Below are 24494 nucleotides of genomic sequence, written 5' to 3' on the forward strand. Positions count from 1 at the left end.
CTCTCTATAGACCATAATCAGAACGTCTGCGGACGGTTGCTTTCCCACCTTCGATACATTGAAGGCTGTAACGTAGAGCATCCATCAAGTGGTTGTTTTTATCTTCTGGTTTATTCAGCCAATTTCCTTCTTTGTCTTGTTGATAACAATAGCTGTAAAATTCATCCATGATGTTTTTACAGTCTGGATGCACATAAATAGCGTATCCTTGTAACTTGGACACGCCAGCCATAATGCTATCCTTACCTTTACGACTCTCTTTAATTCGAGTTATACCATGTTCTGACCTTAATTCCTCAATCAGTCGTAATTCAGCGCTATCAGCAATGATTTGTGAGCGATGATAACCTTTGTCCTTTATCATCTTAGCAACTGCTTTGGTTATAAGACCGACTTTATACGCCTCATCAAAGACATAAATCTCTTTCGTCGTGTCATTTATCAACGAACAACACAAAGCAGTTGGATCATGAGTGAAACCAAAGTCAAGACCGATACATAATTTATTAGCTGAATCTTGTAGCAATTCATCTTTATTGAACTCTTTGACAGTCACGTTCTCGTATATTAAACCTTCAGCAACTCCCCATTCGCCATCGCAGACGATTCTAGCACGTCTAGGGTTCGTATGATACAAATCCTCATAGCGTTTGATATCGACTTCATCAAGCCACTCGTTGCATTTATAAGTAGTCGTAGTAGCGAATGTATCAGCTCGTCTCGTTTCTTCATCAAAAAACACACGTTTGAGCCAGTGCCTCTCATTCCACGGGTTAAATGTGACTGTGATTTGTTTAAAGAAATCAGGTACGTCTAAGCTACCACGGATTGACTCAACAACCGTACTGAACTTGTCTTCAGTCTCAATTTGATACGCTTCCTCGAACCATGCCCAACAAAGACTGCCGACATCGACCGTGATAGATGTGATTTTGAGTTCATCATCCAAACCACGGAACAGAATCTTTTGCCCAGTCGCTTTTATTGTTATTTCAGGCAAAGACTCGTTGAATTTAAATAAATGAGTCACACCTAACACATTACACGCCCATTTAAAATCCGTATAGGTAGATTGTTTGTTTGTATTCGAATATCTACGAATGACAAGCAAGTTAGCCCAAGGATATTTCAAAAGACGGACAACAAAATTCAAAGCAGTCGTCTTAGACTTCTTCGAACCACGGGAACCTTTTACAACACGATAAAGATTTCTTGATCGCCAAAACTGACCATATCCAACTCCTACCGTCTTAGGTAGGTCAACAACAATATCGTTCTGTTTAATCTGGTATGTCTGACTCATTCGCAAACACCACCGTTCCAGAAACGTCTGCCTCTACTTTGTCTGTCCACATCTTATGTCGCTTACCTAACAATTCAAGAGCTTTATTCCTATCGCTGTTCTTTGTTGGGTATTCGACAAGTTGAGGGATTTCATTGTAGACTTTTACAGACTTACCAGTCACGGGATCAGTCATCAACTCAGCTACTTTCGTCGTGACTACTGTTGTTTCTTTCGCTTGTCCCGACGCGATTTCTGACAGCATCACAAGAATTTGTTTTTGAGTTAAGATTTTTTCATCTTGCAATTCCTCCATTCGATTTTTGATGTAATCAGAAATTCCGACATTATCCAACAATTCAGAAGATCTTGCTTTAGCATATTTCTCACTATACCCTGCTTTTAAAGCTGATTGATAAGCATTACCTGAGATGATGTACTCATCTGCGAATCGTCTTTGTCTTTCATTCAATTTTCCATCACCTCCTTTCACAATAAAAAAAGTCACACGATGTGCGACCTTCCTGCAAGACGACTACTACCTTGCGTGTGTATTAAATTTTGACTTCTTTTTTATTTTTTGTAGTCTTTACAACCTCTGAGGGAATCAAACCCTCTAGCTTATAACTTATCCGGAGTATAATTAGCTACGCAATCATGCAAGGTCTAGTCGCTCCGCAACCATTTGTAAGTTAATGAGTGATATATGAATGCTAAGCCTACTGCCTACCCCATTCTGGGACACAAACACTCAAATGACAGCAGCTGGAATCGAACCAACTGGTCTAGCAGTAAAACGCACGTTTGGTAAAAGTTTCAAGGAGACCCAAACAACCTGCTAACCTGTCCTTACTGTCTAAGAGGCCGAAACCTCGGAAAAATATAATAAATTATAAAGGAGACGTCAATTGACCTATCACTTGACAATACTATTCTACCATGTAAAATAAGCCATTTCCTAGCAATTTACTTGCAAATATCTCCCAAAAATTTACGAAAGACAATCAGCTTACCTTTTCGATAGGCTTCCGCAAATTCCAAAGCACCTCTGCTAAGCATGCGGTAGAACTCACTTTCAGAATAGCCTAAGTCCATATAGATAGCCTTGTCTGATAATTGGATTTTCATATCCATGTACTTCTTTGCGATAACCTGCCGAACGTATGGATCCATAATGCAATTCACTGCTCTTTCAATCTCCAAAACCTCTGCCTCTGCATCCACATGTTCGATAACCATATTCTCAGTAGCTGTGTTCTTACCAGTAAATGTCTTTGGTTCAAATGAGTAGGTCGTTGTGATTTTAGGCAAATACTCAGCGCCTGCCATTCGGACATACGAGCGATAACTCTCTAGGACGTCATAGACATTTTTCTTGGTGAATTGCACGTCAACTTTTTTTAATAACCTCACAACATCGCTCCTTTATGATATAATATTTTTATCGGAATATCACAAAGGAGTCAGCTGTGCTGGCTTTTTTCTTGCTTTGTTCCGTTTTTATATGTATACTGTATGTATACAAAATAAAGGAGAAACAAATGAATACTGTTAAAACTCGTAAGGTTGGGAACTCTGTCACTGTGACCATTCCCAAAACACTCAATGTTCCAGAAGGTCAGGAAATGTTTGTCTACAAGGGTGTAGATAATGTCATTGTCCTTGCTCCAAAAATTCCAGACCCATTTAGCGGCGATGCAGACCTACGCATGGAAGATGACTTTGAGGGGGTGAAATTCCTTGACAGCGAAATATGATTACATTCCAGAAAAACAGGACATCATCTGGATTGACTTTGACCCGTCTGTTGGACGTGAGATTCAGAAACGCCGTCCTGCTATTGTCGTCTCGCGTAGAGAATATTCGGAGCGGACGGGATTTGTTGCTGTATGCCCTATTACACACGGTCAAAGCAGACTAGAAGAACAAGGCCTGCTCGTTCCTGTGCGTTCCAATAAGGTAGATGGCTCTGTCAATCCACTCCAACTCTATACTTTTGACTTTAGAGAGCGCAGGGCTCAAAAAATCACAACCATGGATACAACCAGTTTTCAGAAGGTTGTCCAACTCTACAACTTCATCTTTGAAGCCTAGTCCTTATGGATTGGGCTTTTTTAGTTCTCCAAAAGTTCAGGGTTTTCGTAGACGTTGCCAACGACTCTATAAGAGTAACTTTCATCGCTAAGAATTTCATGAAAGGGCGCAATATCATCTACACTTACTGCTTCTATCATAAAGACAGCTTGCTCATTATCCCAAGTCAATTTTGCATTCCCAAGGACTTCTCCTTCATCTTCAATTTCAAGAACATCCCCCTCAAAGATTTCCTTGCCGTTCTTATCTTTGAGTCCTGTTGATTGCATGAGGATAACGTCTTCCCCGTTTCGCTCATCTTTAAATTTTAACGGAACTGATGTAGAGCCATCGCTAAACTTCCCTATGATTTCCTTTCTGACAAATGAAATCATCAGTATTTCATCAATCATTTTTTCTGATAACACATCCCACGCTCTAAATTTCGGTATCATCCCAAATCCTCCTCTTTTACGAAAATTCCGTCTATCCAACGACCTTTGCGGTCTTTGATTTCTTGGTAAGCCAGTTCGAAACATTCCTCAAAGCTATAACCGAGTATTTTGCTGATTGATTTTAGATAACCAATTGATCGTACTAGGTTATATCGACAATATTTTTTTTGCCTTGAACCATGACGTAATTGAAAATTACAAATGTTAACATTTAGCCATTTTAAATTTTCCATCACATCTTTGCTTTCTGCGAACCCTGATTCCTCAAAAATCTTATGCACATCCGCTTTTATGAGCAAGGCAAGACCGACAATCACGACTACACAATCTCCGATACTATCCTTGGTCAGCTTCTCATTCTTCTTGAGATAGCCTGCGCACAACTCACCGAACTCTTCGCTAAGTTTTAATGACTGCTTGTCTAGTCGTCCACCGTTTTCTAAATCACGGTCAATAAACCATTGTTTGACTTTTTCTAGTGTGTTCATAGTAGTACCTCATCCCCTACTCTAATCTTCTCATACACGTCCTTAGTAACTACGAAAATGCCGTAGTCACGAATAGTAAGCGTGTATAACTTGCCGTGCCGCCCCTTCTCGACGACCTTACCAAATATCTCATCGCCTGCGTTATCCGCCTTATAGATAACCAGCGGCTTCTTTTCTTCCAAATCTCGAATCCTGTCCATCTGCCAGATGTTTAGTCCAGCAGATACCAGAATCCAGATTGCGATAAAACGTTTCAATATGTGACCTCCTTAAATTTCATAAACGTCATCCAATGCGTAGTACCTCTTTGTTGCCCAAACAATGGTTTAAAAGGTACAGATTTAAGAACTTCTTTAACGTTGATTTGACAATCAGACCATTTAAAAACTAGAGTACCTCCAACTTTTAGAACTCTCATGCATTCTTCAAAACCCTTGGCTAAATCTTCCGGCCAGGTAACTTTATCCAACTGGCCATATTGTGATCGCATAATTGAGTTTTGACCTGCCCATTTCAAATGTGGCGGATCGAATACTACTAGATTAAATGTTTCATCATCGAATGGCATATCACGAAAATCTCCGACAACGTCAGGGTTTACGTTTACCTTTTTCCCATGTATTTCAAATTTTTCTTGTCTGATGTCCATGAAAGTTGTATGACTCTCATTTTTATCAAACCAAAACATACGACTGCCACAACAAGCGTCTAGTATTCGTATATCTCCCATTATTCCACCTCCTCAACTTCAATACCTTCACAATCGAATACCCAGCCGAAGCCAGCTTCTTCTAGTTCTTTGCGGGTGTGGTGTGCTCTGTGTCCGTCTGAATTATTTTTATCTGTGACCGTCCATATATCAGCATTTTTGTGATAGCTCAAAAAGCTCAGTGCGTTTACGATACCTTTCATCTTTACCCGATACCGCTTCTCTTCCTCGATCTCGTAGCCGAAAATCCAAGCGAGTGCGAAGAGTTCGGAATTATCCCAGTACCATTCTGCTACTATGTCAGACATGCTTGCGTCTATTGAGTAGGACAGTGTATGCCCCAGTTTTTTCTGTTCTGTGATAAATTCAGCCACAAACTTCTTAACTTTGACTGGTTGCGGTTTATCTAGTTGTTCCAAGTCTTGCAGAAAAATTTGACGAGCTAGTTCTGCTCCTTCAGCATTCCATACACCCTCAAGTTTTTTATACTTCTCAATTAATCGCTGTACTTTCATCTTCCAACTCCTCCACTTTTTTCCTCAATTCTTTATTCTTTTTCCTCAACGAATAGCGCTCCAGCGCTCTAATCCGTCTCTTGCGTGCATCGCACGGCTTCGAATACTCGATTATCTTCTCTTCGTTTTGCTCGATTGTGCGTTTCAATCCGTCGATTACTGTTTGTTTATCGTACTTCATCGTCTAAAAATCTTTCAATAGCTTCTCTATAGGAGACTTCCACCATACCGTCTAAGTCGTTCAGGGCTTCAATATAGTCTGGACGCCCTTGCCCATACTGCTTTTTCAAAAACTCAACAAAGAGATGAATTTCCTGATAGGTTACTCCAATCATATTTCTATCCTCCTATCAAATCCCATCAACTATCCTCTGCAATATCTCGTGATATTCGTAAATCTCCAGCTCAATCCTATAATTCTTATTTCCGGACTTGCCACCGTGCATGAACTCAGTCGATACTATCACGTTGTAATTATCATCTGTCCAAATCTTAGCGTCCGTCAAACCATCAAACAAAGCCTTGCTTGTGGGCGACCAGTTCGGTGGGTCATACTTCCGATTTGTCGGAGGATATATCCGAACCTTAACCTTGCAAGGTTTGTCCTCGCTGTAAGGTAAGCCAAAGTAATCTCTCAGTACATTCTTGCCCTCGTATTCGGCTAACTGCCGTAAGAACTTAGTTGTTTTAGCCTTTTGATGAAAGTGCGGTCTATCATTTGAGTTAATCATCTGCTTCCTGTTCAACTCAAATTTCAAAATCAATCGTTCTTTCATGTCTTTGCGAACACCTCATTCAATTCCATAATCTCCTCATTGTTGTTATACGGATCATACGCTAATCTCCCAAAGCCTGCTTTATTCGTGCTTGTTGGTGTGTTACCTGTCCATTTCAAATGCAGGAATTTACTGTACGCTCTACAACGAATTGATGAAGGTTTAATCTTAACCATTCTGTGGTAACATTCCCCACAAAATGGACACTGCACATCTACTTTTACTAATTCAGTCATATTTTTCCAATCTATCAAACATTAAAATGGCAAATCATCATCACTGATATCCAATGGATTATTGTCTCGGGTGAAATCAGGAACTGGATTTGTTGTGTTCCACTCAAAAAAACTACCTTGTTGCCCGTAACTATTTCCATTTTGGAAAGAACTGCCCTGGTTACTGTGACCCTGTTGTTGATAACCTTGATTATTTTGCTGACTATTACGACTTTCTAGCAATTGGAAATTACTAGCAACAACCTCTGTGACATAAATACGCTGACCTTGCTGGTTATCATAGCTGCGTGTTTGAATTACTCCTGTGATACCAATCAATGAGCCTTTTTTAGCCCAATTAGCAAGATTTTCAGCTGACTGTCTCCAGATAACGCAATTGATAAAATCAGCATCACGATCTCCAGCCTCGTTCTTAAATGGACGATTTACAGCAAGAGTAAACGTAGCAACCGCAATATTGGATTGCGTATATTTTAGATCGGCATCTCTTGTAAGCCGCCCTACTAAAACAACGTTATTTATCATTTTGCACCTCCTCTACTTCTGATACCTTGATTTCATTTGAACCAAACTTTAATAAGCTGGTATATCGTTTCACAAACTCAATAGCGGCCATAAATGAATTTTCTGCATTGATTTCTGACCCCAAATCAAGATCTGCAATTTTACCGCTGACATAAAAACATCTCATAGGTCTGACTCCTTATTCTACTTAATCCTCCAAAGATTCAAAACCGATAAAGTTATCCTCAAAATATTCTTGTGTATTTTCCCACTGTTCTAAACCACCATGCAATGTCAAACGCAAGTCAATTGTTAAAGGCTCGCTAGGTTCAAATTTTGCCACCTCTCGCGCATTATTTTGAGGTTCTGGTGTAATTATACCCTGCTCCAAAATCTCGCCTGTTTCAGCATCGTAAGCCTTGATATGCGCATTTGCATTTTCTTTGGCCAATTGTTCAATCTCTGCAAGTCGTTCAGCTTCTGCTTTTTCTTGAGCCTCTTTCTGCTCTTTGCGTGCAATCTCAGCATCACGATCAGTTTTCATCATCTTGAAAACACCAACAAGGCTCTTACCATCTTCAAGATGTCTGATATAGCTATCAGCTGGCAAATCGTACTCTTGAGCTTGCTCTTGGATAGCTTGCTTGTTGGCCTTATATTCTTCCAGGGCATCAAATTCTGAAAGCACTAAGGCATCCATTTCATCAAGTGTTGTCTTTTTCAGTTCGTACTTATCTGTTTTAAAATATTTCTTGAGGCTGTACTCATCGTATTTGTCAGCGAATGTGGATTTTTCAATCCCTGCAACCATACACTTATCCTCAAATATGGCACGCACGACATCCACGCGCATCAATCGTTCATGTTCATCAATCACATTAAGTCCTGCTGTGATGTTTGAGATAACATTATCCAATGGCTCAACTGTTTTCTTATACCACTTCTCAAATTCCTTGTATGGATTATTGATGTTATTTTTGATTTCCTTACGCCGAGTTTCCAACGCCTCTTTTAATTTATTAAGGCGTGTACGCTCATCATAATCAATCTTATAAGTGGATGCCGTCACCTCATAATCCGTGTACTGTGCAACGATTGCTGCAAGTTGTTTCTCAACGCTATCATAATCAACATTGATTACTGCTGGTTGGAAATCTACCTTAATTTCTGTCAAGCTATTAGTTACATCTTTTACCATGTCTTATACTCCTTGTTTTTCGTATGCTTTTTGAATTTGTTTAGTGAGATAGTCTATCACTATGTTATAGCCATCAACTGGTACTTTGTGGAAATCGTCTATTTGATACTTTCTCAATACAAAATTTGCAACTGTATCAAATGGCGCTCCCTTAATCGTCGCAATTTCTTCAACGTTCTTGATGATTTCTTGATACTGAATGTTGTCAATGTACCTTACTTGATTTTGTTCTTGAGCTTGCTGGTTGTTTGGTTTCTGTTGCTGATTATTCTGCCCTTGTTCTTGGCTTTCTTCTACTGGATACTCATCAATATCTTTTTCACCAATCGCAAACAACCCCTGTAAGGCATATTTTCGAGCGTATGAGCTGACTGCGCCTGTCCATTGCGGATCTTGCATTTGTTTAATCTGTCCTTTTTGGGTATTAAATACTGGAACTGGACTCATTTCAGCGTACGCTGTTGATTGGTACCTCTCGTCTCTCTCGTCATTAAAAGCTACGGCTGTTGCTTTTACAAAGATTTTTCCAACAAGCTCAACGAGTTCATCAGTTACGATTACAGACCGATCGCTTTTTAGCTCTTTGAAAGTTGTATAGATGTCCTCGGCATTTCTAAATGCGTACTTTACATCTTTTGATTTCTTTTTTTCTAATTGCATTTTTTGTTGCAACTCTGGGAAAGTTAAACTTGCCATTTCTTTCTACCTTTCGTCTTCTTCAAATTCCAATTTTCACGTTTTAAGTGTCTATTTTCGTTTTGCAATTTCAAAATAATATTTTGTTGCTCGTTGATGATTTCCCCGAGCTCTCGGCCAAGATGAATATATTCAGCTCGCCAATTATCGATTTCTTCGTGTAGCTCCTGAATCATACTTCATCCCCCACGTATCGATACTGCCCACAGCCAACATAGATGTACTGGCTTGGGTCAAGTTCTTCACGTTCTTCAGGCGGTTGCATTATATCTCTGTCGTAATCAAACATGAGCATACACCTTTCCAAGTTCCAGCACTCGTTTCACATATCTAGCCTTTGATGTTAGCCCAAGATCCAGCAATTCGTTTTTTTCTTCATGATTGGCCAAAAGCCATACACGGTTTTCAAGTTCAATTCTAGTCATTAGCGTCTCCTTTGCTCTACCCCAAATACTTTTCATAGCGTGATCTTCGTGGTTCTGGCAAGGCTAGAGGCTCAGGGCGCAATCCTTGAGGCGGTTCGTTGTCGTAGGTGAAGCCTTTGAACTCTCTGCGGATATTCTTGCGGATTTCTTGTCGCTGTGCCTCTCTACCACGTTCGTATGCTTGGTTGTAACCTTGGATAATCATAGACGCAAATTCTTGCTCTTCTCGTCTTTCTTCTTCCTTCTGGCGGATTTTCTCCTCTTCCTGCTTATCCATCTGATGAGCTAGAAGCCCTGCACCGATAAATCCTAAAATCACTGCACCAGTTCCTAAAAGCTGGCTAACTAATGGTGGTTCAAACATTATTCTTCCTCTTCATCATCTTCTTCTGCCATATTCTGCTTAATCGCCTCACTTGGGCTCATGCCATCCAATACATCCTTGATGACATGTGAGATGTCGTGGGTTACTTTCAACGGCTTTTCTAACTCATTAGGTAGCCCCAAAAGTTTTGTAGTTAGCAATCCAAGCGTAGATAATTTATGTAGCTTTTTTTGTAACTGTTCAATGCGTTCAATTTTTTCCTGTTGCGCTTTGATAATTTGGTCTTTGTTAATCATTGTTTTTCTCCTGTGGATAACTCAGTTATCCCTTTCTTTTATTTAGATTAGTAGTAGTTTGTTGTAAAGTTAGTAGTTATTATTCTGCTATCGTGTCATCTTAACGGTTTTAGACATTTCTTTCTTCCATGATTGACTGCCTCGATATTGCAGATAAGCATCAAAACCTTTGATTGTGACAAGCTGACCATCGTTTCTAAGGTATTTTTGTTGACTAGGTAATTTTTTCATCTCTCGCCTCATATCTCCCGCTTGTCGTTTTGAACATCCAAAGATGTGCTCTAGTTCTTCATCGTTTGCAGAAATCTTCTCGATGATCACGTCTTTAATTCTCACGATTTGAACTGTTTCCATTTTTGCTCCTTTCGTGGTATAATTTTCTTGAATAATTTTGTCATGCGCCTGATTGCCGTCAGGTGCTTTTTTGCTATCTCCTTTTCTGCTATAATGAAACCAGAAAGGAGGTAATATTATGACTGAAATTCACGCATGTCTTTGCGGAAATTGGGTGAACCTATCAGCCGACGACGATTGTGTAATGGGACCAAATATGGCTAGTCCTTACATTTGGTGGGAAGAAAATGCAGAACTCTACTCACCAATTTCTAAACCTGAAGCAAACTCGATGTACCATCAGGATTATATCTACATTCACTATCGTGGCGCTGACTATCGTATCCATCCAATGTTCATTCAAATCGTTTCTAGATAACTTTTTCTAGTCTGCTAGAAATGATTTCTAAATCTAAGTCGTCCAGTTTCAACTGGTCGGCTTTTTGATTTAAACGAGCTTCGATAGCTTGGTTAATTTCAAACCATTCTATTTTTGTAAATCGGCTCCTGAATTTTAGAAATTCCTTTACTGCTTCTTTCATACTGTCCTACTTTCCATTGCCCTGAGTTCTATCTCATGGCTGACTTGTCTAAATAGCTTCTCACATGCTATTTTTGCTTCTCTGTACGTTGTAGATTCGCTGATGAAGTAATCAGCAAGTTCAATGATTTTATCTTCCATTCAGACTCCTATATCAGTCTTGAGACTGATGTTTTTTTCTCCTCGATTGCTATAATCATCTTGACTAGGACCTCTCACCGTTTTAGTCAAAATTTCAATAGAAAGGAGGAGATAGTATGGCAAATACTCCAATAAAACCTGGAACAGATAATCAGAAACCTGGTCGCTATGTAGAGGTAGGACCTCGTGGCGGAAAAGTTACTAATGGTCATACCGCAACTATCGGAAAAGGTGATCGGCTCCCTCCGACATCTGCTAAAGGCAACGGTTGGAAAAAAGTCTAATCTTCGTTTGCGTACAATCGTTCAATGGTTGTACGCTTTTTCCATACACAAAAGCACATTCCCAAAAAATCAATTTGAATCCATGCTTCGGCGTAATCTTTCCCATTGCTGGCATAGTGAGTTATATAATGGTGAATCATTTTATTCCTTCCTCCTATTGAGTTACTTGAGAAGTATCATGAATGGCTTCATAGCTAAGACGATTGAATTTTTCTAAGTCTATCTGAAAATTGATAGGCTTTTTTCTTTTCCCACTATACGGATATCGTCTTGGTCTCATTTCCTCACCTCCTAACTCGTATAAATCCCGCCATTTCTGGCAAAGGCTCGTAGTTCGTTCATCTTTCTTGTAAATTGGTAGTCGCTTGTAATCAACAACCGCTCTTTCAGCAAGCTAGACAATCCGTAATGTTTTTCTTCAAACTGTTCAATAATCTGCTGACGCTCTTTAATAGTCACTTGCTGACAAGGTGCGTCTAGACTCTGTGTCATTGCTAAATTTGAACGCATTGGTCTTCATGTTTCCTTTCGTTATTCTATCTACGAGGCTTTTCTCGTAAAGTTTCTCCAAGTGATTGCCCCCGTAGTTGGTTGTAATAATCGTGTTCGTCCTGTTTTCAAGTATCTGATACAGGACTTTTTGCATCCAGTTGTTCCCCTGCTTGATTTCATCGCCTACACTTGACTCTTTGCCAAGATCGTCCAAAATCAAGTAGTCCACTTTCTGCAAGAACTGGATAGTCCGTCTTTCTTCCCACTTGGAATCCTTGTATCTAAAAGCGTCTTTCATCCGTGAGAATAGTTCCATGGAGGGAATATAGACCACCGAGCGCTTCAACTGGAACTTCTGGAAACTCTCGTTCAGTGTCTTAGCAATTCCAATTGCTAGATGGCTCTTCCCAACTCCAGGCGGACCGCTGATAATCGTATTCCCTTCATATCGCTCTTTCACATAGTCAACCGTCACACGTTTAGCGAAATTGACCGCCTCAGCATCTTGGTCTGTGTGAATCTCAAAGCTGCCGATAGTCGCATTCTTCAAATCAGGCGGAATAATACTCTCCTTAGCAAACAAAGAGTAAGACCTTGTATTTCTAATTTGAGCCTCAGCTTGCGCCAGTTGCTCTCCTGCTTGACTGTGGATTTTCTCCTGTCCGCATTCAGGGCAATAAGTCAGCACATTCTGCGTGCAAGGGTTGACTGAGCGCCACATATAGACTCCCTCATGCTTGGGGCATTGGGTATTCAAGGTTTCAATCTGTAAAAATCTACCCTGCAATTCATCTCTTGATACTGCTCGCATAGCACCCTCCTAGAATCCCAGTCGTGGGTTGTAACCGTCGTCTGACAATCTTAACTCACTGCTTGGCTTCCCACTTGACCGCTTCGGTCTCTGTCTATTCTCTACCAACTCAGCAGTCACTAGACCTTTCTGTTTCCAGTCTCTCAAAATACTCTCAAGATACTTAAAGTAAGGTTTACCATTGCCCACACATTCCTTGATTGCTAACTTGATAACCTCTTTACTATGGTCTTGCAAGAAGTATTTCAAATCCTCAATCTCAAACGGTGTTGGGTATCTGCCAAACTCTGAAAAAATCCAATCGTGAACAATCCCCAAGTCATTTTCGGGTGCGTCCTCTATACTATATAGATTATTAGCACCAGCACCATCTGGTTCAGTAATTCTGTTTATGTAACTCTGATTAATGTAACTCTGATTAGAATCAAAGTTTTTTACTTCCGTAGGTAAAGAATTTTTACTTATGTGGTCAAAGTTTTTTACTTCCGTAGGTAAAGAATTTTTACTTATGTAACTAGATAACCTATTTACATAAATCTTGTCGCTTTTGTTAAATTGCTTTTTTAATTCAATCAAGCCAAAATCAACTAATTCCTTTTTTCTCTTGATGATTGTAGGTTTTGATAACTGAACAAAATAATCTTTTTGTAGCTCTTCAATCGATAAATGAATATATGCTCCTTTTTCATCAATCCAGTTATTCTTCAAAGACAATTTAAGCCTATCTTTCATAATTGAATACAAAACTTTTGCTTCCATACTTAATTCTGAAAACGCTTTGTCTTTAATCAAAACAACTGGTATTTTTATGAAGTCAAGGAAATCTTCGATGTCGTCTTTTTGTATCACCATTCAACTAAATCACCTCCTATTTATAAAAATCCCCAGAAACTATACACTTGAAGTGTAGTTTTTCTCGAAAAAAATTTCATCCAGTGGAATATCAACTATACGACAGAAATCTATAGCTGTAGTTATTCTCATAGGTGTATCATATCTTTCATAATCCATGTATGTATTTCTAGAGATTCCTAATTTTTTAGCGATTTCCTCTTGAGTCATTCCTGTTTTTATTCTCGCCATTTTTAAGCTAATTTTTTGCACGCACTCACCCCCTTATCTTAATTCGTCTAAGCTGACTTCCAGTGCATCAGCGATTTTGCACATATTCGTCCACGACATCTCTTTCATCCTACCAGCCTTCAGATTTGAAAAATTAGATGGATGGACACCCGATTCCTTAGCTAAACGATACATCGACCAGCCTTTTATTTTTAATTGTTTTTCAATTTTATCCCACATCAAAAAAACACCATATGTTGTGCTTTTCAAGCACACTAAATCCTTTCTTATACAATATGTTGACAACCAAATACGTTTGGGTTATAATATATCTTGACTAAGACCTCTCACGTTTTAGTCAAAATTCCAATAGAAAGGAGAAAATTATATGTCTCGTTTACAACCTAGACCTCAAAAGAATTATCCTAACTACAACTGGGATGATTTAGATCGTTTTATTCAGGATATTCTAAGTGATCCATCGTTCAAAGTTTGTTGCGTAGACCCTGCACTTTATGCTATCCCTAAAGACGAAATTATTGCAGAATGCATAAGTGCTGGTTATACAGTTGAAGAACGTGAAGATGGCATTTTAAACATTTCATGATTAGCTAAACTAATGACTTGCGATTCAAGTCTAAAAAGTCTCGCTACTAAGTCTATCGATTGTCCGATAGGCTTTTTTCTTTTCCCACTATACGGATATCGTCTTGGTCTCATTTTCTCACCCCCCTTTCAAATGTGGTATAATCAAAATAAAACGATTGGAGAAAAAATATGTCATTTGATCTTTCTAAATTAAGCCTAGGCAGTCGCTTCGCAGGCAATTCAAAAGCATTTCAATGCCCTGTATGTTCAGGTTTCTCTTCCCATTTATGGACTTATAATCCTATTGATATCAATAGAGATTACAAAGAATCTATCAAATTTATTATAATTGCACAATGTCAGGCTTGTAATCAATTTTCTATTTGGATAACAAATGAAATCCAAATAACGTATGGCTCCAGGATAGTATTAAACACAAGCGATGCAACGTCGACATTAATTTTCCCAAATGTTGCCGAAGGAGTACCTAAACCTAATAATGATATGCCTGATGATGTGAAAGAAATCTATATTGAAGCTGGAGAAGTTCTAAATATATCGCCTAGAGCTTCTGCAGCTCTATCCCGTCTAGCTATTGAAAAGCTTGTTGCTCATTTAAACGCACAAGGTAAAGATTTAAATACCCAAATTGGAAGTCTTGTCTCTAAAGGAATGCCAATAGAAATCCAACAAATGCTAGACAGTGTTAGAGTAATAGGGAATAATGCTGTACATCCAGGTCAAATAGACATAAAAGATAACAAAGAGTTAGCTTTATCATTGTTAAGTTTTATCAACTTGATTGTAGATAATCGAATCACACAACCTAAAAAAATTCTAGACATATATAACCTATTACCTGATTCCTACCGAAATTCTATCGAAAGAAGAGATAATTAATCTTTCTCAAAGATTAATACATTTTCTTTGTCCCAATACTGAGTTACAACTCTAACCGGGTCATCTTCTGTCCCTTTCCCTCGTTTAAATGTAATTTTTATCAATTCAACAATTTCAACACTTTCCATTCCCTACTCCTTATCTTTTTTATCACATTGATACTTCACTATCTGACGAATAGTAAAAGATACAATCACAAATCCTGCTAGGATTATCAATCCAACATTTTCATCCATTGCTTTTCACGGCAAATGATGGTACACTATCAAGTAGAGGTTGGGGCTTCTGCCCCTTTCTCTACTTTTTCTTAAGCTCTTTGTCTTTGAGCTTGTAAGCTAAGTACTGCTTATGCCAAAGACGAGCTTCGTTTACTAAGCCTAGTACCAAGATGACGGTTGTGGTGTCCTTGGTTGCTAGGCTTTTTATGATGTGTTCCATCATTCGCCTTACCTCCTGTTTTATTTTGCTCTTGGAGCAACAACCTGCCAAGGATTTGAACCTTGGTGATACCAATCAGGCTACATTCATTTTATCAAGCATTCCTGCAAATGCTGCATCAAAACGAATGTCATCGATTTCCTCTTGAGTGAAACCAGCATCAAGAAGGTAACGCTCTTGGCGTTCAATCTCCTCTGCTAACTCTGTCCATCCAAAAGCGAATTGACGGCAGTTAGTACAGAATGTTTCAAGTTGGCTGTAGAGGAAGTTTCCCTCGTAAGTACCTTGGATTAAAGTTTCCTTAGCTACTGCTTTAAAGATGTTGATTGCTTTCTCGTTTAATGTGTTCATGGTGTTTTCCTCCGGTTTGTTTTGTTATTTCCTTAAGCTTGATTATATTATACTACACTTCAAGTGTAGTTGCAAGTGTTTTTTGCCTTTTTGTTAAAAAAATTTTACTTTTTTACACTTTAAGTGTACAATAGGGGTATAAAACAAAGGAAAGAAAGGAGTTAGCGAATGGATTCATTGGCTCAAAATATAAAGTACTATCGTAAACTATCTGGACTTACTCAAAAGGAATTGGCTAAGAAACTGTCAGTGGCTCCTACTGCTATATCGGCGTGGGAAGTTGGTAGAAACCAGCCTCTAATGAATAATATAGAGCAGATGTCTGCTATTTTTGGTATCAAAAAATCCCTGCTACTCGGTGAAGATTTTTCAAGTCATGTTGATAAAGCCACTTCCCCAATCCAAACCATCTACGACGAACTAAAACCTCCAAGACAAGCCAAAGTCCTGAATTATGCAAAGAGGCAACTGGACGAGCAGAAAAACGAAGAAGAAACGAAGATAAACGAAGTATCGGAGAAAGTTATCGACTTGTACCAAGTTGAGGTTGTATCTGAGACGGCAGCAGCTTCTGGATTTAACTATGGATTTGGGTACGACGATACAGACAGAGAGATTATAGAGGTCGACGAGCAACCACCACATCACGATATTGCGACTAAGGTCAGCGGAGACTCCATGCAGCCTGACTACCAAGACGGAGATATTCTCTATTTAGTAGACAAAGGACTGACCACCTACAACGGAGACCTAGCAGTTATCGCATACGGAGACCGTTCTTACTTCAAAAAGATCTATACCGAAAACGGACGCTTACGCCTCGTATCACTCAATGACAAGTACGAAGACATCACCCTAGACTTCCCACCAGCCGAAGACACACACATCAAGATTTATGCAGTTATCGGGGTGTATAGAGGGGAATAAATGACAATACAAAATAAACAGATTTTAAAGGCTTCAAAAAACTTTGAGAAAGTTCATTCAACATTTAAAAATAATAATAAATTCCGATTTTTGCCTAATTGGCTAGAAAAAGAATCTAATCTATTCTTGTCAGAAACACAAAACACTAGCAAGAGTTACAATGTTCTGAAACGTGGTTCTTTAATCTTTGTAGATTTTGGAATCAATATTGGCTCTGAATTATCAAATAGACACTGGGCTGTTGTCCTAAATAAAAATGATTCTCCAAAATCAAGGAATCTGACGGTACTTCCAATTAGTTCAAAAGAAAAAAAGTTTTCTGTTATGATTGACGAAGTTATACAGCAAAAATCCAAAAGATTCTTATTACCTATTCTTGACAAAATTGGTTTTGATTATTTTTCGATCATTCACTATGCACTTACAGAAATTACTCCTTTTGATTTAGGGAGTGCAGAAGAAATATATCAGGAATTTTTGATTCAATACGGAGATGCTTACAATTCAGAATCAGCTAAAGAAATCTATGACAACGGTGCAGGGATGGAAAAAGTGGAAAACACTAATAGAAAATTAAAAGATCTTGTTAACCATTATCAACGATTTAATAAAATTTCCTACGCAAAATGTGATCAGATAAAAACGATTAGTAAAGACAGAATTATTTACATAAACGAACTGGATCCTTGCGGAAAAATCAAGGTTAGTGACGAAACTTTAGATAGAATTGACGAAAAATTAAAAGAATTGTACTTAAAAAATTGACATTTATAAAAGTTTACTCTATAATTAGGTTACTTAGAGGTTTACCCTCATATTTTTAAACTTTGAGCCTTTGCGCTCCAGGGAAGTAGCTTAATTGTTACTTCCCTTTTTGAGTTATAAATACTTGAAATAAACAAAAACACCCCCATATTCGCCAATAGCAACCTCATCCCATAGGTCTATTGTGCAAAATTGATATTTTTTGAAAATTATATTACAATACAGCTATCAGGAGTTTAGCTCCATAAAGTTTAGGTTTGGATTTTAGATCCATAACGTGATGGTAGCCGTATTTGATACGACTACTTTTCTTTTCATATTCTAGTAAACATAAGTCGTTAAAATAAGTTGACGTTTGACAGAAATTAAAAAAAGAAATACACTAAGAATGTAAAAAAGCCTTGTTCGTCAAGGATAAAATCGTCTGGTGTACTTCTAAGAGGTACACCTTATTTTATTATCTGACGAGCTGCCAACTGTTTCCATTTTGGAAACAACTCAAAAAAATCCCCACACTCGCAAAGTTTGGCGACTCTGAGTGTGAGGATATCCAGTATAGTAAAAGGCATTAAAAGCCCTCTTTACTATACCCATTTTATCAAAAAAGTGAGGTAAATACAATGTGGATGGAAGAACTTCCCAACGGAAAATACAAATTTTTTGAGCGATATAAAGATCCATATACTGAGAAATTAAAAAAAGTTTCAGTCACGATGGAGAAGAAAACTCCCCAGGCAAGAAATCAAGCTGCTATCTTGTTGCAAGAGAAGATAAATAAAAAACTCAGCACAAAACAAGTAGAAAGCATTACATTTGAAGAAATCTATAACCTTTTCTATAAATCATGGGCGCAAACAGTAAAGGAATCAACAAAACATAATTGTAAATCAGTTGATAAGAAGATGAAGGAAATCATACCATCCGATACCATACTTGCTAATCTTGACAGGCGTTTTCTTCAAGAGGCTATTGAAAAAATTATTGAAAGCAACGGATATATTACAGCTAAAAAAGTACGGCATAGGCTCAGAGGTATCTTTAATTACGCTGTTCAATACTCTTACATTGAAAACAACGAGGTCGATTATACTACGATTCCTCAAAAACCAAAGACTTTAGAAGAACTGGAAAAAAAGCGTAACAACTTTCTCACCATGCAAGAAATAAAAGCGCTTATCGATGTCCTTAATCGTCGAGAATATCACCAAAAGTACGCTGACATGGTTCTTGTGCTGGCATTAACTGGTATGAGATATGGTGAGTTAACTGCCTTACAACTGAAGAATATAGACTTTGAAAACAACAAAATTGAGATCACAGGTAATTTTGATTCAGTAAACAAAATCAAGACGCTACCAAAGACTACAAATTCAATACGGACAATCAAAGTATCAGAGAGTGTCATAGAAGCTATCCAAAGACAAATAGTACGACTTAGCGAACGTTTCCAGCCATTGTCAAGCGATGATTATATTTTCTGTTTTGAAAAATGGAATCAACCTACAACAATAGCTTGCTTCATACAGATATTAAAAAAATATGGAAAACAGGCTAAAATAGAAAAAAACTTATCTAGCCATATTTTTAGGCATTCTCATATTTCGTTTTTAGCAGAGTCTGGCCTTCCAATAAAATCAATAATGGATCGAGTTGGACACTCAAATGCAAAGATGACTTTGGAAATCTATTCTCATACTACTGAGGATATGGAGGATAAACTGGTCAATAAATTAGATACTATTTTTTAATTCTGCCCCTTGGTTGCCCCTTTTTGATTTCACAACACAACAAAACCCCTTGAAGATATTGATAATTCAAGGGGTTGCTTTATATCGTTATAATTCATCGGCTATCTTATTGATTTTTCTGAGTCTATGGTTGACACCACTTTTGGTCAGAGGGGTGCTGAGGCTATCTGCTAACTGCTGGATAGAGTAGTCTGGGTGCTGAATCCGCAACTGCGCTACTTCCTGCAAATCCACTGGCAGATTTTCTAAGCCCATAATATCTTTGATTTTGCTGATATTGTTGATGGTCTTCATGCTGGCAGAAACTGTCCGAGCGATATTAGCTGTCTCGGCATTATTGGCTCTATTGAGGTCGTTACGGGTTTCTCGCAAAATCTTAACTCGCTCAAAATCGTCACGCGCCTTCATGGCTCCGATGACTATCAAGAAGTCCATAATATCTTCAGCACGCTGGAGATAGGTCACAGCCCCCTTCTTGCGCTCAAGCACCTTGGAATCCAGCAAAAACTGCTGGAGAAGGGAGGCAATCCCTTGCGCGTGGTCCAGATAAACAGAACTGATTTCCAACTGGTACTTGCCTGACTCAGGGTCACGAATGCTCCCATTTGCCAAGAAAGCTCCACAAAGATAAGCACGTCCTGCTTCCTCGTCCGATAAAATCGCCTCATCAATGCCTGTTTCCAGACCAAAGAAGGAGTCAGCCAAGTGCAAATCACTCAACAAATCCTGCACCTTTTCATCTGTAAAAACGGTATAGACACGATTCTTGCGAAGATTACTCCGTTGGTGGTGACGAATTTCCGATTTGATTTCGTAGAAATGGAGAAAGGACTCATAGAGGTGACGAGCCAGTTTGGCATTTTCTGTCACAACAGACAAGGTTAGGCCCGAGGTCGAGAGACCGATGCTACCAGACATCTTGATAATAGCTGATAATTCATGTCGGCTTAGATGGTGCTGACCTAGAATTTCTTCTTTTACTGCTACTGTAAAACTCATTTTCTCACCTGTATAATGCGCATCAATTCATCCACAATCAAATAACCATCGTGGAAGGCGCCTCCATTTTCCAGACGAAGGAAGTTGGATGAAATCACGCGCGGAACTTGCTTACAAAGACCAGCAAAATCATGTTCCACCTGCACCAAGTATTCATCAAACCGGTTGGAATTCATGTATTCCTGAGGAACTTTTTCGATATTCACCAAGACAGTATCGATAAAAGGTCGACCAAGGTGACGATGCAAGACCTCCACATGGTCACTATCTGTAAAATGTTCTGTCTCCCCACGTTGGGTCATGATATTGCAGACATAGGCGATTTCTGCCTTGGTTTCCAAAAGCGCCTGCCCAATTTCCTTAATCACGATATTAGGCAAAATAGAGGTAAAGAGAGAACCAGGTCCGAGGACAATCATGTCACTTTCAAGAATAGTCTGCACTACTCGACGACTGGCCAGAGGCGTATCATCGTTAAGGGTATTGGTCACATAAACATGGTCAATCATGCCTGGATGGTCTGCGATATGACTCTCTCCAGCCACTTCTGTCCCATCCTGAAAGACTGCATGAAGGGTCAAGGGATGGTCACTGGAAGGATAAATCTTCCCAGTTGTGTGGAAAAATTTGCTCAATAACTGCATGGCATTATAGGTTGAACCCTGCATTTCTGACAGGCCAGCGATAATGAGATTTCCCAATGGATGGCCAGCAAAGGCTCCAGCATCCTCAGAAAAGCGGTATTGAAAGACCTTTTCATAAAACTTAGGCATATCCGACATGGCCACAAGGACATTGCGAAGATCACCTGGCGGTGTCAACTGCTGCATATTTTTTCTGAGTTCACCTGAAGAACCACCATCATCCGCCACCGTTACGATAGCAGCGATTTCCACATCTTTTTCACGCAGACTTTTAAGAATGACGGGGATCCCAGTCCCTCCACCAATCACCGTTATCTTTGGTTTTCTCATGAACGGTTTACCGTTTCCTTTCTTCGGTCTTTGTCGCGATGCCCTTCATTAACAGGCCAATTCTTGGATAAGTCCTGCGCCAAGCGTTTAGCAAAGGCCACACTACGGTGTTGTCCACCTGTACAACCCATGGCAATGGTCAAAACAGACTTCCCTTCCTTTTGGTAACTTGGCAAAATCGGCTCAATCAAGGCCAATAAATGCTGATAAAAATCTTCTGACTCAGGATGATTCATGACATAGTCATAAACAGGTTCATCCACACCCGTTTGGTTTCTCAGCTCTGGAAGGTAGTAGGGATTTGGCAAAAAGCGCACATCAAAAACCAAGTCTGCATCAATTGGGATTCCATATTTAAAGCCGAAAGACATGACTTCGATACGGAAAGACTGGGCTTGTTCTTGATCTGAAAACTGCTCTGCAATGGTTTTACGTAGCTCACGAGGAGTGAGTTCAGTTGTATCCACCACATTTTGGCTCATATTTTTCAAAGGCGCCAAGAGCTCACGTTCCAGCTTGATTCCATCCAAAATCCGACCATCTGCAGCTAGTGGGTGACTCCGTCTGGTTTCCTTGTAACGCGCGACCAATTCCTTATCAGCTGCATCCAAAAAGAGAATTTTAAAGTCCAGTTCTTCCTTGTTTTCCAACTCATCCAAAACAGTTTGAATCTCCGAGAAGAAAGAACGGCTACGCATATCCACTACCAAGGCCAACTTAGGATCGTCTTCCTTTGTTTCCACCAACTGCAAAAACTTAGGCAAGAGAGCTGGCGGCATATTATCAATAGTAAAATAACCCAAATCCTCAAAGGACTGAATGGCTACAGTTTTGCCTGCACCACTCATTCCTGTCACAATCACCAAGTGAAGTTGTTTCTTTGTCATCTTTTTCTCCTTATATCAAAAGAAGTTTGGCAACACCAAACTTCAACTAGCTTATCCAATCTCTGCGATGACTTCGATTTCGACTTTTACATCACGAGGAAGACGAGCTACCTCTACTGCTGAACGAGCTGGGAATTCCTCTTTAAAGGCCGTTTGGTAAACCTCGTTAAAAGGAACAAAGTCGTTCATATCGCTCAAAAAGCAAGTTGTTTTGACAACATGGTCAAAGTCAGTTCCTGCTTCTGCCAAAATAGCACCGATGTTTTTCAAGACTTGTTCTGTCTGTTCTTGAATCGTTTCTCCAACGATTTCTCCAGTTTCAGGAGAGAGAGGAACTTGACCACTAGCAAACAAAAGGTTGCCAACGATTTTTCCTTGAACATAGGGTCCGATAGCCTTTGGAGCCTTGTCTGTATGTATTGTTTTTGCCATTTTCTTTTCCTCACAATTTTTCTAAGATTGCATCCCAAGCCTCATCCATTCCTGCCTTGCTGACAGATGAAAAGAGGATAAAGTCGTCACTTGGGTCAAAGTTTAATTTCTTTTTGATTGCTGATTCGTGCTTGTTCCATTTACCACGAGGAATCTTGTCCGCCTTGGTCGCAACGATGATAACCGGAATCTCGTAATACTTGAGAAATTCGTACATCTGCACATCATCTGCTGACGGGTCATGACGGAGATCCACCAAACTGACCACTGCACGAAGATTTTCTCGAGTCGTTAGGTACTCCTCAATCATGCGCCCCCACTTTTCACGTTCCTTTTTGGAAACGCGGGCATAGCCATAGCCAGGCACATCCACAAAGCGCATCTTGTCGTCAATGTTAAAGAAGTTGAGCAACTGAGTTTTCCCAGGTTTCCCTGACGTACGAGCCAGATTCTTACGGTTCAGCATGGTATTGATAAAACTAGACTTACCAACATTTGAACGCCCTGCTAGGGCAATCTCTGGCAGTTCATCCTGCGGATAATGAGACTTGTTGGCTGCACTGAGCAAGATTTCAGCATTATGTGTATTGATTTCCATAGTCACCTCTAGGCTGTTTCCAAGATTGGTTTATCCGTTCCATCGACAGCTTCTTTTGTGATGCGAACCAATTTCACATTTTCCTGACTCGGTACTTCAAACATGACATCTAGCATGGTTTCTTCGATGATGGAGCGAAGACCACGCGCCCCTGTCTTCCGTTCGATGGCCTTATTGGCAATCTCTTGAAGAGCTTCGTCGTCAAATTCCAACTCGACATCATCATAAGATAACAAGGTTTGATATTGTTTGACCAAGGCATTTCTTGGCTCTTTCAAGATACGAACCAAGTCATCAATCGTTAATTGCTCAAGGGCTGCAAAGACAGGCAAGCGTCCAATCAACTCTGGAATAATACCGAATTTTTGAATATCTTCTGCGATGATTTCTTGCATGTAAGAGCTGTTTTCATCAATTGCTTTATTATTTTGACCAAAGCCGATAACCTTTTCACCCAGACGTTGTTTGACAATTTCTTCAATACCATCAAAGGCACCACCCACGATGAAGAGGATATTTTTAGTATCCACTTGAATCATTTCTTGTTGCGGATGTTTGCGTCCACCTTGAGGCGGCACGCTAGCAACAGTTCCCTCGATAATCTTGAGAAGGGCTTGTTGCACCCCTTCACCAGAAACATCCCGTGTGATCGATACGTTCTCGCTCTTCTTGGCAATCTTGTCAATTTCATCCACGTAGATAATCCCACGCTCTGCACGCTCGATATTAAAGTCAGCAGCCTGCAAGAGTTTAAGGAGAATATTTTCCACGTCCTCACCCACATAACCAGCCTCAGTCAGAGCTGTCGCATCCGCAATCGCAAAAGGCACATTCAAGCTCTTAGCCAAGGTCTGGGCAAGGAAAGTTTTCCCTGAACCAGTTGGGTCAATCATCAAAATGTTTGACTTCTGCAAATCCACATCTTCTGACTCCTCACGCGTATCGTGGAAATTGATACGTTTGTAGTGGTTGTAAACCGCCACTGCCAAGGCACGCTTGGCACGATCTTGACCGATTACATAGTGGTTCAAGATATGGAGGAGTTCAATTGGTTTTGGCACCTCAGACAAGTCTGCCAAGACTTCCTCAACCAATTCTTCTCGAATAATTTCTTGAGCTAGCTCCACGCATTCATTACAAATAAAAGCATTGTTGCCAGCGATTATTTTTTGTACTTCTTCTTGGTTTTTGCCACAAAATGAGCAATAAACCATCATATCATTTTTTCTATTTGTAGACATGATT

46 protein-coding genes are annotated in these 24494 nt (G+C 39.5%); 9 read left to right on the plus strand and 37 right to left on the minus strand.

Annotated features, from left to right (window positions below; genetic code table 11):
- Positions 1 to 4: 4 nt before the first annotated feature.
- The 3 genes from HT699_RS02475 to HT699_RS02485 form a co-directional block, all read right to left on the minus strand.
- On the minus strand, positions 5 to 1303 hold the full coding sequence (locus tag HT699_RS02475; protein ID WP_023933894.1) for a PBSX family phage terminase large subunit: 1299 nt from the start codon (positions 1301 to 1303) through the stop codon (positions 5 to 7).
- Positions 1281 to 1790 carry a terminase small subunit gene (locus HT699_RS02480; RefSeq protein WP_023933896.1) on the minus strand — a complete coding sequence of 170 codons (510 nt, stop codon included), beginning with the start codon at positions 1788 to 1790 and terminating at the stop codon, positions 1281 to 1283. The genes HT699_RS02475 and HT699_RS02480 overlap by 23 nt, the downstream gene beginning before the upstream one ends.
- 458 nt (positions 1791 to 2248) lie before the next feature.
- A complete protein-coding gene (locus tag HT699_RS02485) occupies positions 2249 to 2695 on the minus strand; it encodes an ArpU family phage packaging/lysis transcriptional regulator (RefSeq protein ID WP_054392814.1) in 447 nt (148 codons plus the stop codon).
- Positions 2696 to 2823: 128 nt separating this feature from the next.
- On the opposite strand from HT699_RS02485, the gene HT699_RS02490 reads away from it, so the two are divergent.
- A complete protein-coding gene (locus HT699_RS02490) occupies positions 2824 to 3039 on the plus strand; it encodes an AbrB family transcriptional regulator (RefSeq protein WP_001098945.1) in 216 nt (71 codons plus the stop codon).
- Positions 3023 to 3376, plus strand: coding sequence for a type II toxin-antitoxin system PemK/MazF family toxin (locus tag HT699_RS02495; RefSeq protein WP_112445311.1), 354 nt, complete (start codon positions 3023 to 3025; stop codon positions 3374 to 3376). Before HT699_RS02490 ends, HT699_RS02495 begins: the two co-directional genes overlap by 17 nt.
- Positions 3377 to 3396: 20 nt before the next feature.
- Here HT699_RS02495 and HT699_RS02500 read toward each other — a convergent pair whose 3' ends face one another.
- The 18 genes from HT699_RS02500 to HT699_RS02580 form a co-directional block, all read right to left on the minus strand.
- Positions 3397 to 3810: a YopX family protein gene (locus HT699_RS02500; protein ID WP_138706944.1), complete on the minus strand. Its 414-nt coding sequence runs from the start codon at positions 3808 to 3810 to the stop codon at positions 3397 to 3399.
- On the minus strand, positions 3807 to 4298 hold the full coding sequence (locus HT699_RS02505) for a MazG-like family protein (protein ID WP_138706943.1): 492 nt from the start codon (positions 4296 to 4298) through the stop codon (positions 3807 to 3809). The genes HT699_RS02500 and HT699_RS02505 overlap by 4 nt, the downstream gene beginning before the upstream one ends.
- Entirely contained in the window at positions 4295 to 4555 is a 261-nt protein-coding gene (locus HT699_RS02510) for a DUF1372 family protein (RefSeq protein WP_138706942.1), read from the minus strand. Before HT699_RS02510 ends, HT699_RS02505 begins: the two co-directional genes overlap by 4 nt.
- Complete coding sequence (locus tag HT699_RS02515) at positions 4552 to 5028, minus strand: class I SAM-dependent methyltransferase (protein WP_172930577.1); 477 nt, start codon at positions 5026 to 5028, stop codon at positions 4552 to 4554. The genes HT699_RS02510 and HT699_RS02515 overlap by 4 nt, the downstream gene beginning before the upstream one ends.
- Positions 5028 to 5522 (minus strand): DUF1642 domain-containing protein, encoded by a 495-nt coding sequence (locus HT699_RS02520; RefSeq protein ID WP_138706940.1) that lies wholly within the window; start codon positions 5520 to 5522, stop codon positions 5028 to 5030. The genes HT699_RS02515 and HT699_RS02520 overlap by 1 nt, the downstream gene beginning before the upstream one ends.
- Complete coding sequence (locus HT699_RS02525) at positions 5500 to 5703, minus strand: hypothetical protein (RefSeq protein WP_138706939.1); 204 nt, start codon at positions 5701 to 5703, stop codon at positions 5500 to 5502. Before HT699_RS02525 ends, HT699_RS02520 begins: the two co-directional genes overlap by 23 nt.
- Entirely contained in the window at positions 5690 to 5857 is a 168-nt protein-coding gene (locus HT699_RS02530) for a hypothetical protein (protein WP_078929772.1), read from the minus strand. The genes HT699_RS02525 and HT699_RS02530 overlap by 14 nt, the downstream gene beginning before the upstream one ends.
- Before the next feature lie 15 nt (positions 5858 to 5872).
- Positions 5873 to 6298 (minus strand): hypothetical protein, encoded by a 426-nt coding sequence (locus HT699_RS02535; protein ID WP_138706938.1) that lies wholly within the window; start codon positions 6296 to 6298, stop codon positions 5873 to 5875.
- Between the two features lie 257 nt (positions 6299 to 6555).
- Entirely contained in the window at positions 6556 to 7059 is a 504-nt protein-coding gene (gene ssb / locus HT699_RS02540; RefSeq protein ID WP_138706937.1) for a single-stranded DNA-binding protein, read from the minus strand.
- Positions 7049 to 7225, minus strand: a complete 177-nt coding sequence (locus HT699_RS02545) for a hypothetical protein (RefSeq protein ID WP_001203351.1) — start codon at positions 7223 to 7225, stop codon at positions 7049 to 7051. Before HT699_RS02545 ends, ssb begins: the two co-directional genes overlap by 11 nt.
- A 21-nt stretch (positions 7226 to 7246) precedes the next feature.
- The gene (locus tag HT699_RS02550) at positions 7247 to 8236 is read right to left on the minus strand and encodes a DUF1351 domain-containing protein (RefSeq protein ID WP_172930578.1); all 990 of its coding nucleotides are present in this window, start codon (positions 8234 to 8236) and stop codon (positions 7247 to 7249) included.
- A gap of 3 nt (positions 8237 to 8239) precedes the next feature.
- Entirely contained in the window at positions 8240 to 8932 is a 693-nt protein-coding gene (locus HT699_RS02555; protein ID WP_172934081.1) for an ERF family protein, read from the minus strand.
- Complete coding sequence (locus HT699_RS02560; RefSeq protein WP_138706934.1) at positions 8920 to 9108, minus strand: hypothetical protein; 189 nt, start codon at positions 9106 to 9108, stop codon at positions 8920 to 8922. Before HT699_RS02560 ends, HT699_RS02555 begins: the two co-directional genes overlap by 13 nt.
- The gene (locus HT699_RS11980) at positions 9105 to 9227 is read right to left on the minus strand and encodes a hypothetical protein (protein ID WP_000928478.1); all 123 of its coding nucleotides are present in this window, start codon (positions 9225 to 9227) and stop codon (positions 9105 to 9107) included. The genes HT699_RS02560 and HT699_RS11980 overlap by 4 nt, the downstream gene beginning before the upstream one ends.
- On the minus strand, positions 9214 to 9357 hold the full coding sequence (locus tag HT699_RS02565; protein ID WP_000196747.1) for a hypothetical protein: 144 nt from the start codon (positions 9355 to 9357) through the stop codon (positions 9214 to 9216). The genes HT699_RS11980 and HT699_RS02565 overlap by 14 nt, the downstream gene beginning before the upstream one ends.
- 16 nt (positions 9358 to 9373) lie before the next feature.
- Positions 9374 to 9721, minus strand: coding sequence for a hypothetical protein (locus HT699_RS02570; RefSeq protein ID WP_000462836.1), 348 nt, complete (start codon positions 9719 to 9721; stop codon positions 9374 to 9376).
- The gene (locus HT699_RS02575; protein WP_000608473.1) at positions 9721 to 9978 is read right to left on the minus strand and encodes a hypothetical protein; all 258 of its coding nucleotides are present in this window, start codon (positions 9976 to 9978) and stop codon (positions 9721 to 9723) included. Before HT699_RS02575 ends, HT699_RS02570 begins: the two co-directional genes overlap by 1 nt.
- A gap of 87 nt (positions 9979 to 10065) precedes the next feature.
- Positions 10066 to 10332, minus strand: a complete 267-nt coding sequence (locus HT699_RS02580; RefSeq protein WP_000450963.1) for a hypothetical protein — start codon at positions 10330 to 10332, stop codon at positions 10066 to 10068.
- Between the two features lie 196 nt (positions 10333 to 10528).
- Between HT699_RS02580 and HT699_RS02585 the strand changes: the two genes are divergently transcribed.
- The gene (locus HT699_RS02585; protein ID WP_237701456.1) at positions 10529 to 10690 is read left to right on the plus strand and encodes a hypothetical protein; all 162 of its coding nucleotides are present in this window, start codon (positions 10529 to 10531) and stop codon (positions 10688 to 10690) included.
- Here the strand turns inward: HT699_RS02585 and HT699_RS02590 are convergent.
- Together HT699_RS02590 and HT699_RS02595 are read right to left on the minus strand one after the other, a co-directional pair.
- Complete coding sequence (locus tag HT699_RS02590; RefSeq protein WP_000656630.1) at positions 10683 to 10853, minus strand: hypothetical protein; 171 nt, start codon at positions 10851 to 10853, stop codon at positions 10683 to 10685. The two genes, HT699_RS02585 and HT699_RS02590, sit on opposite strands and share 8 nt — an antisense overlap.
- Positions 10850 to 10993, minus strand: coding sequence for a hypothetical protein (locus HT699_RS02595; protein WP_165852417.1), 144 nt, complete (start codon positions 10991 to 10993; stop codon positions 10850 to 10852). Before HT699_RS02595 ends, HT699_RS02590 begins: the two co-directional genes overlap by 4 nt.
- A gap of 116 nt (positions 10994 to 11109) precedes the next feature.
- Between HT699_RS02595 and HT699_RS02600 the strand changes: the two genes are divergently transcribed.
- Entirely contained in the window at positions 11110 to 11277 is a 168-nt protein-coding gene (locus HT699_RS02600) for a YjzC family protein (RefSeq protein ID WP_000024181.1), read from the plus strand.
- Between the two features lie 291 nt (positions 11278 to 11568).
- Here the strand turns inward: HT699_RS02600 and HT699_RS02605 are convergent, their stop codons facing one another.
- From HT699_RS02605 to HT699_RS02625, 5 genes are read right to left on the minus strand one after another with little or no spacing between them, the layout of a single operon-like run.
- Positions 11569 to 11736 (minus strand): hypothetical protein, encoded by a 168-nt coding sequence (locus tag HT699_RS02605; protein WP_000152772.1) that lies wholly within the window; start codon positions 11734 to 11736, stop codon positions 11569 to 11571.
- Positions 11726 to 12580, minus strand: coding sequence for an ATP-binding protein (locus HT699_RS02610; RefSeq protein WP_001203053.1), 855 nt, complete (start codon positions 12578 to 12580; stop codon positions 11726 to 11728). The genes HT699_RS02605 and HT699_RS02610 overlap by 11 nt, the downstream gene beginning before the upstream one ends.
- A gap of 9 nt (positions 12581 to 12589) precedes the next feature.
- Positions 12590 to 13432, minus strand: coding sequence for a replication initiator protein A (locus HT699_RS02615; protein WP_000236631.1), 843 nt, complete (start codon positions 13430 to 13432; stop codon positions 12590 to 12592).
- Between the two features lie 39 nt (positions 13433 to 13471).
- The gene (locus HT699_RS02620; protein WP_001169630.1) at positions 13472 to 13684 is read right to left on the minus strand and encodes a helix-turn-helix transcriptional regulator; all 213 of its coding nucleotides are present in this window, start codon (positions 13682 to 13684) and stop codon (positions 13472 to 13474) included.
- Between the two features lie 12 nt (positions 13685 to 13696).
- Positions 13697 to 13882 (minus strand): helix-turn-helix transcriptional regulator, encoded by a 186-nt coding sequence (locus HT699_RS02625; RefSeq protein WP_000263488.1) that lies wholly within the window; start codon positions 13880 to 13882, stop codon positions 13697 to 13699.
- Positions 13883 to 14030: 148 nt separating this feature from the next.
- On the opposite strand from HT699_RS02625, the gene HT699_RS02630 reads away from it, so the two are divergent.
- Together HT699_RS02630 and HT699_RS02635 are read left to right on the plus strand one after the other, a co-directional pair.
- Positions 14031 to 14249 carry a hypothetical protein gene (locus HT699_RS02630; RefSeq protein WP_000088810.1) on the plus strand — a complete coding sequence of 73 codons (219 nt, stop codon included), beginning with the start codon at positions 14031 to 14033 and terminating at the stop codon, positions 14247 to 14249.
- Between the two features lie 170 nt (positions 14250 to 14419).
- Positions 14420 to 15130 (plus strand): DUF4145 domain-containing protein, encoded by a 711-nt coding sequence (locus HT699_RS02635; RefSeq protein ID WP_000006951.1) that lies wholly within the window; start codon positions 14420 to 14422, stop codon positions 15128 to 15130.
- Here HT699_RS02635 and HT699_RS11985 read toward each other — a convergent pair.
- The 3 genes from HT699_RS11985 to HT699_RS02645 all read right to left on the minus strand — a co-directional run bounded on the left by HT699_RS11985 (position 15127) and on the right by HT699_RS02645 (position 15919).
- Complete coding sequence (locus tag HT699_RS11985; protein WP_000446473.1) at positions 15127 to 15258, minus strand: hypothetical protein; 132 nt, start codon at positions 15256 to 15258, stop codon at positions 15127 to 15129. The two genes, HT699_RS02635 and HT699_RS11985, sit on opposite strands and share 4 nt — an antisense overlap.
- A 169-nt stretch (positions 15259 to 15427) precedes the next feature.
- A complete protein-coding gene (locus HT699_RS02640) occupies positions 15428 to 15571 on the minus strand; it encodes a hypothetical protein (protein ID WP_000969964.1) in 144 nt (47 codons plus the stop codon).
- Positions 15572 to 15643: 72 nt separating this feature from the next.
- Positions 15644 to 15919, minus strand: coding sequence for a hypothetical protein (locus HT699_RS02645; protein ID WP_172934082.1), 276 nt, complete (start codon positions 15917 to 15919; stop codon positions 15644 to 15646).
- A gap of 168 nt (positions 15920 to 16087) precedes the next feature.
- Here HT699_RS02645 and HT699_RS02650 point away from each other — a divergent pair, with 168 nt between their 5' ends.
- The 3 genes from HT699_RS02650 (at position 16088) to HT699_RS02660 (ending at position 19359) form a co-directional block, all read left to right on the plus strand.
- A complete protein-coding gene (locus HT699_RS02650) occupies positions 16088 to 16846 on the plus strand; it encodes a S24 family peptidase (protein WP_083022293.1) in 759 nt (252 codons plus the stop codon).
- Positions 16847 to 17611: a type II toxin-antitoxin system PemK/MazF family toxin gene (locus HT699_RS02655; RefSeq protein ID WP_000155204.1), complete on the plus strand. Its 765-nt coding sequence runs from the start codon at positions 16847 to 16849 to the stop codon at positions 17609 to 17611.
- A gap of 620 nt (positions 17612 to 18231) precedes the next feature.
- Complete coding sequence (locus tag HT699_RS02660) at positions 18232 to 19359, plus strand: site-specific integrase (protein ID WP_000266843.1); 1128 nt, start codon at positions 18232 to 18234, stop codon at positions 19357 to 19359.
- An 87-nt stretch (positions 19360 to 19446) separates the two neighbouring features.
- Here HT699_RS02660 and whiA read toward each other — a convergent pair whose 3' ends face one another.
- The 6 genes from whiA to clpX are packed head-to-tail and all read right to left on the minus strand — an operon-like array spanning position 19447 to position 24490.
- Positions 19447 to 20358, minus strand: a complete 912-nt coding sequence (whiA, locus tag HT699_RS02665) for a DNA-binding protein WhiA (protein WP_138706972.1) — start codon at positions 20356 to 20358, stop codon at positions 19447 to 19449.
- Positions 20355 to 21332, minus strand: coding sequence for a YvcK family protein (locus HT699_RS02670; protein ID WP_138706973.1), 978 nt, complete (start codon positions 21330 to 21332; stop codon positions 20355 to 20357). The genes whiA and HT699_RS02670 overlap by 4 nt, the downstream gene beginning before the upstream one ends.
- A complete protein-coding gene (gene rapZ, locus HT699_RS02675; RefSeq protein ID WP_023937468.1) occupies positions 21329 to 22219 on the minus strand; it encodes an RNase adapter RapZ in 891 nt (296 codons plus the stop codon). Before rapZ ends, HT699_RS02670 begins: the two co-directional genes overlap by 4 nt.
- Positions 22220 to 22270: 51 nt before the next feature.
- Positions 22271 to 22651: a RidA family protein gene (locus tag HT699_RS02680; protein WP_001140420.1), complete on the minus strand. Its 381-nt coding sequence runs from the start codon at positions 22649 to 22651 to the stop codon at positions 22271 to 22273.
- Between the two features lie 10 nt (positions 22652 to 22661).
- Complete coding sequence (gene yihA, locus HT699_RS02685) at positions 22662 to 23249, minus strand: ribosome biogenesis GTP-binding protein YihA/YsxC (RefSeq protein WP_000405202.1); 588 nt, start codon at positions 23247 to 23249, stop codon at positions 22662 to 22664.
- An 8-nt stretch (positions 23250 to 23257) separates the two neighbouring features.
- Complete coding sequence (gene clpX / locus HT699_RS02690; protein ID WP_172934083.1) at positions 23258 to 24490, minus strand: ATP-dependent Clp protease ATP-binding subunit ClpX; 1233 nt, start codon at positions 24488 to 24490, stop codon at positions 23258 to 23260.
- Between the last annotated feature and the right edge of the window lie 4 nt (positions 24491 to 24494).

The sequence above is a fragment of the Streptococcus sp. 1055 genome (assembly GCF_013276815.1).
Lineage (GTDB): Bacteria > Bacillota > Bacilli > Lactobacillales > Streptococcaceae > Streptococcus > Streptococcus pseudopneumoniae.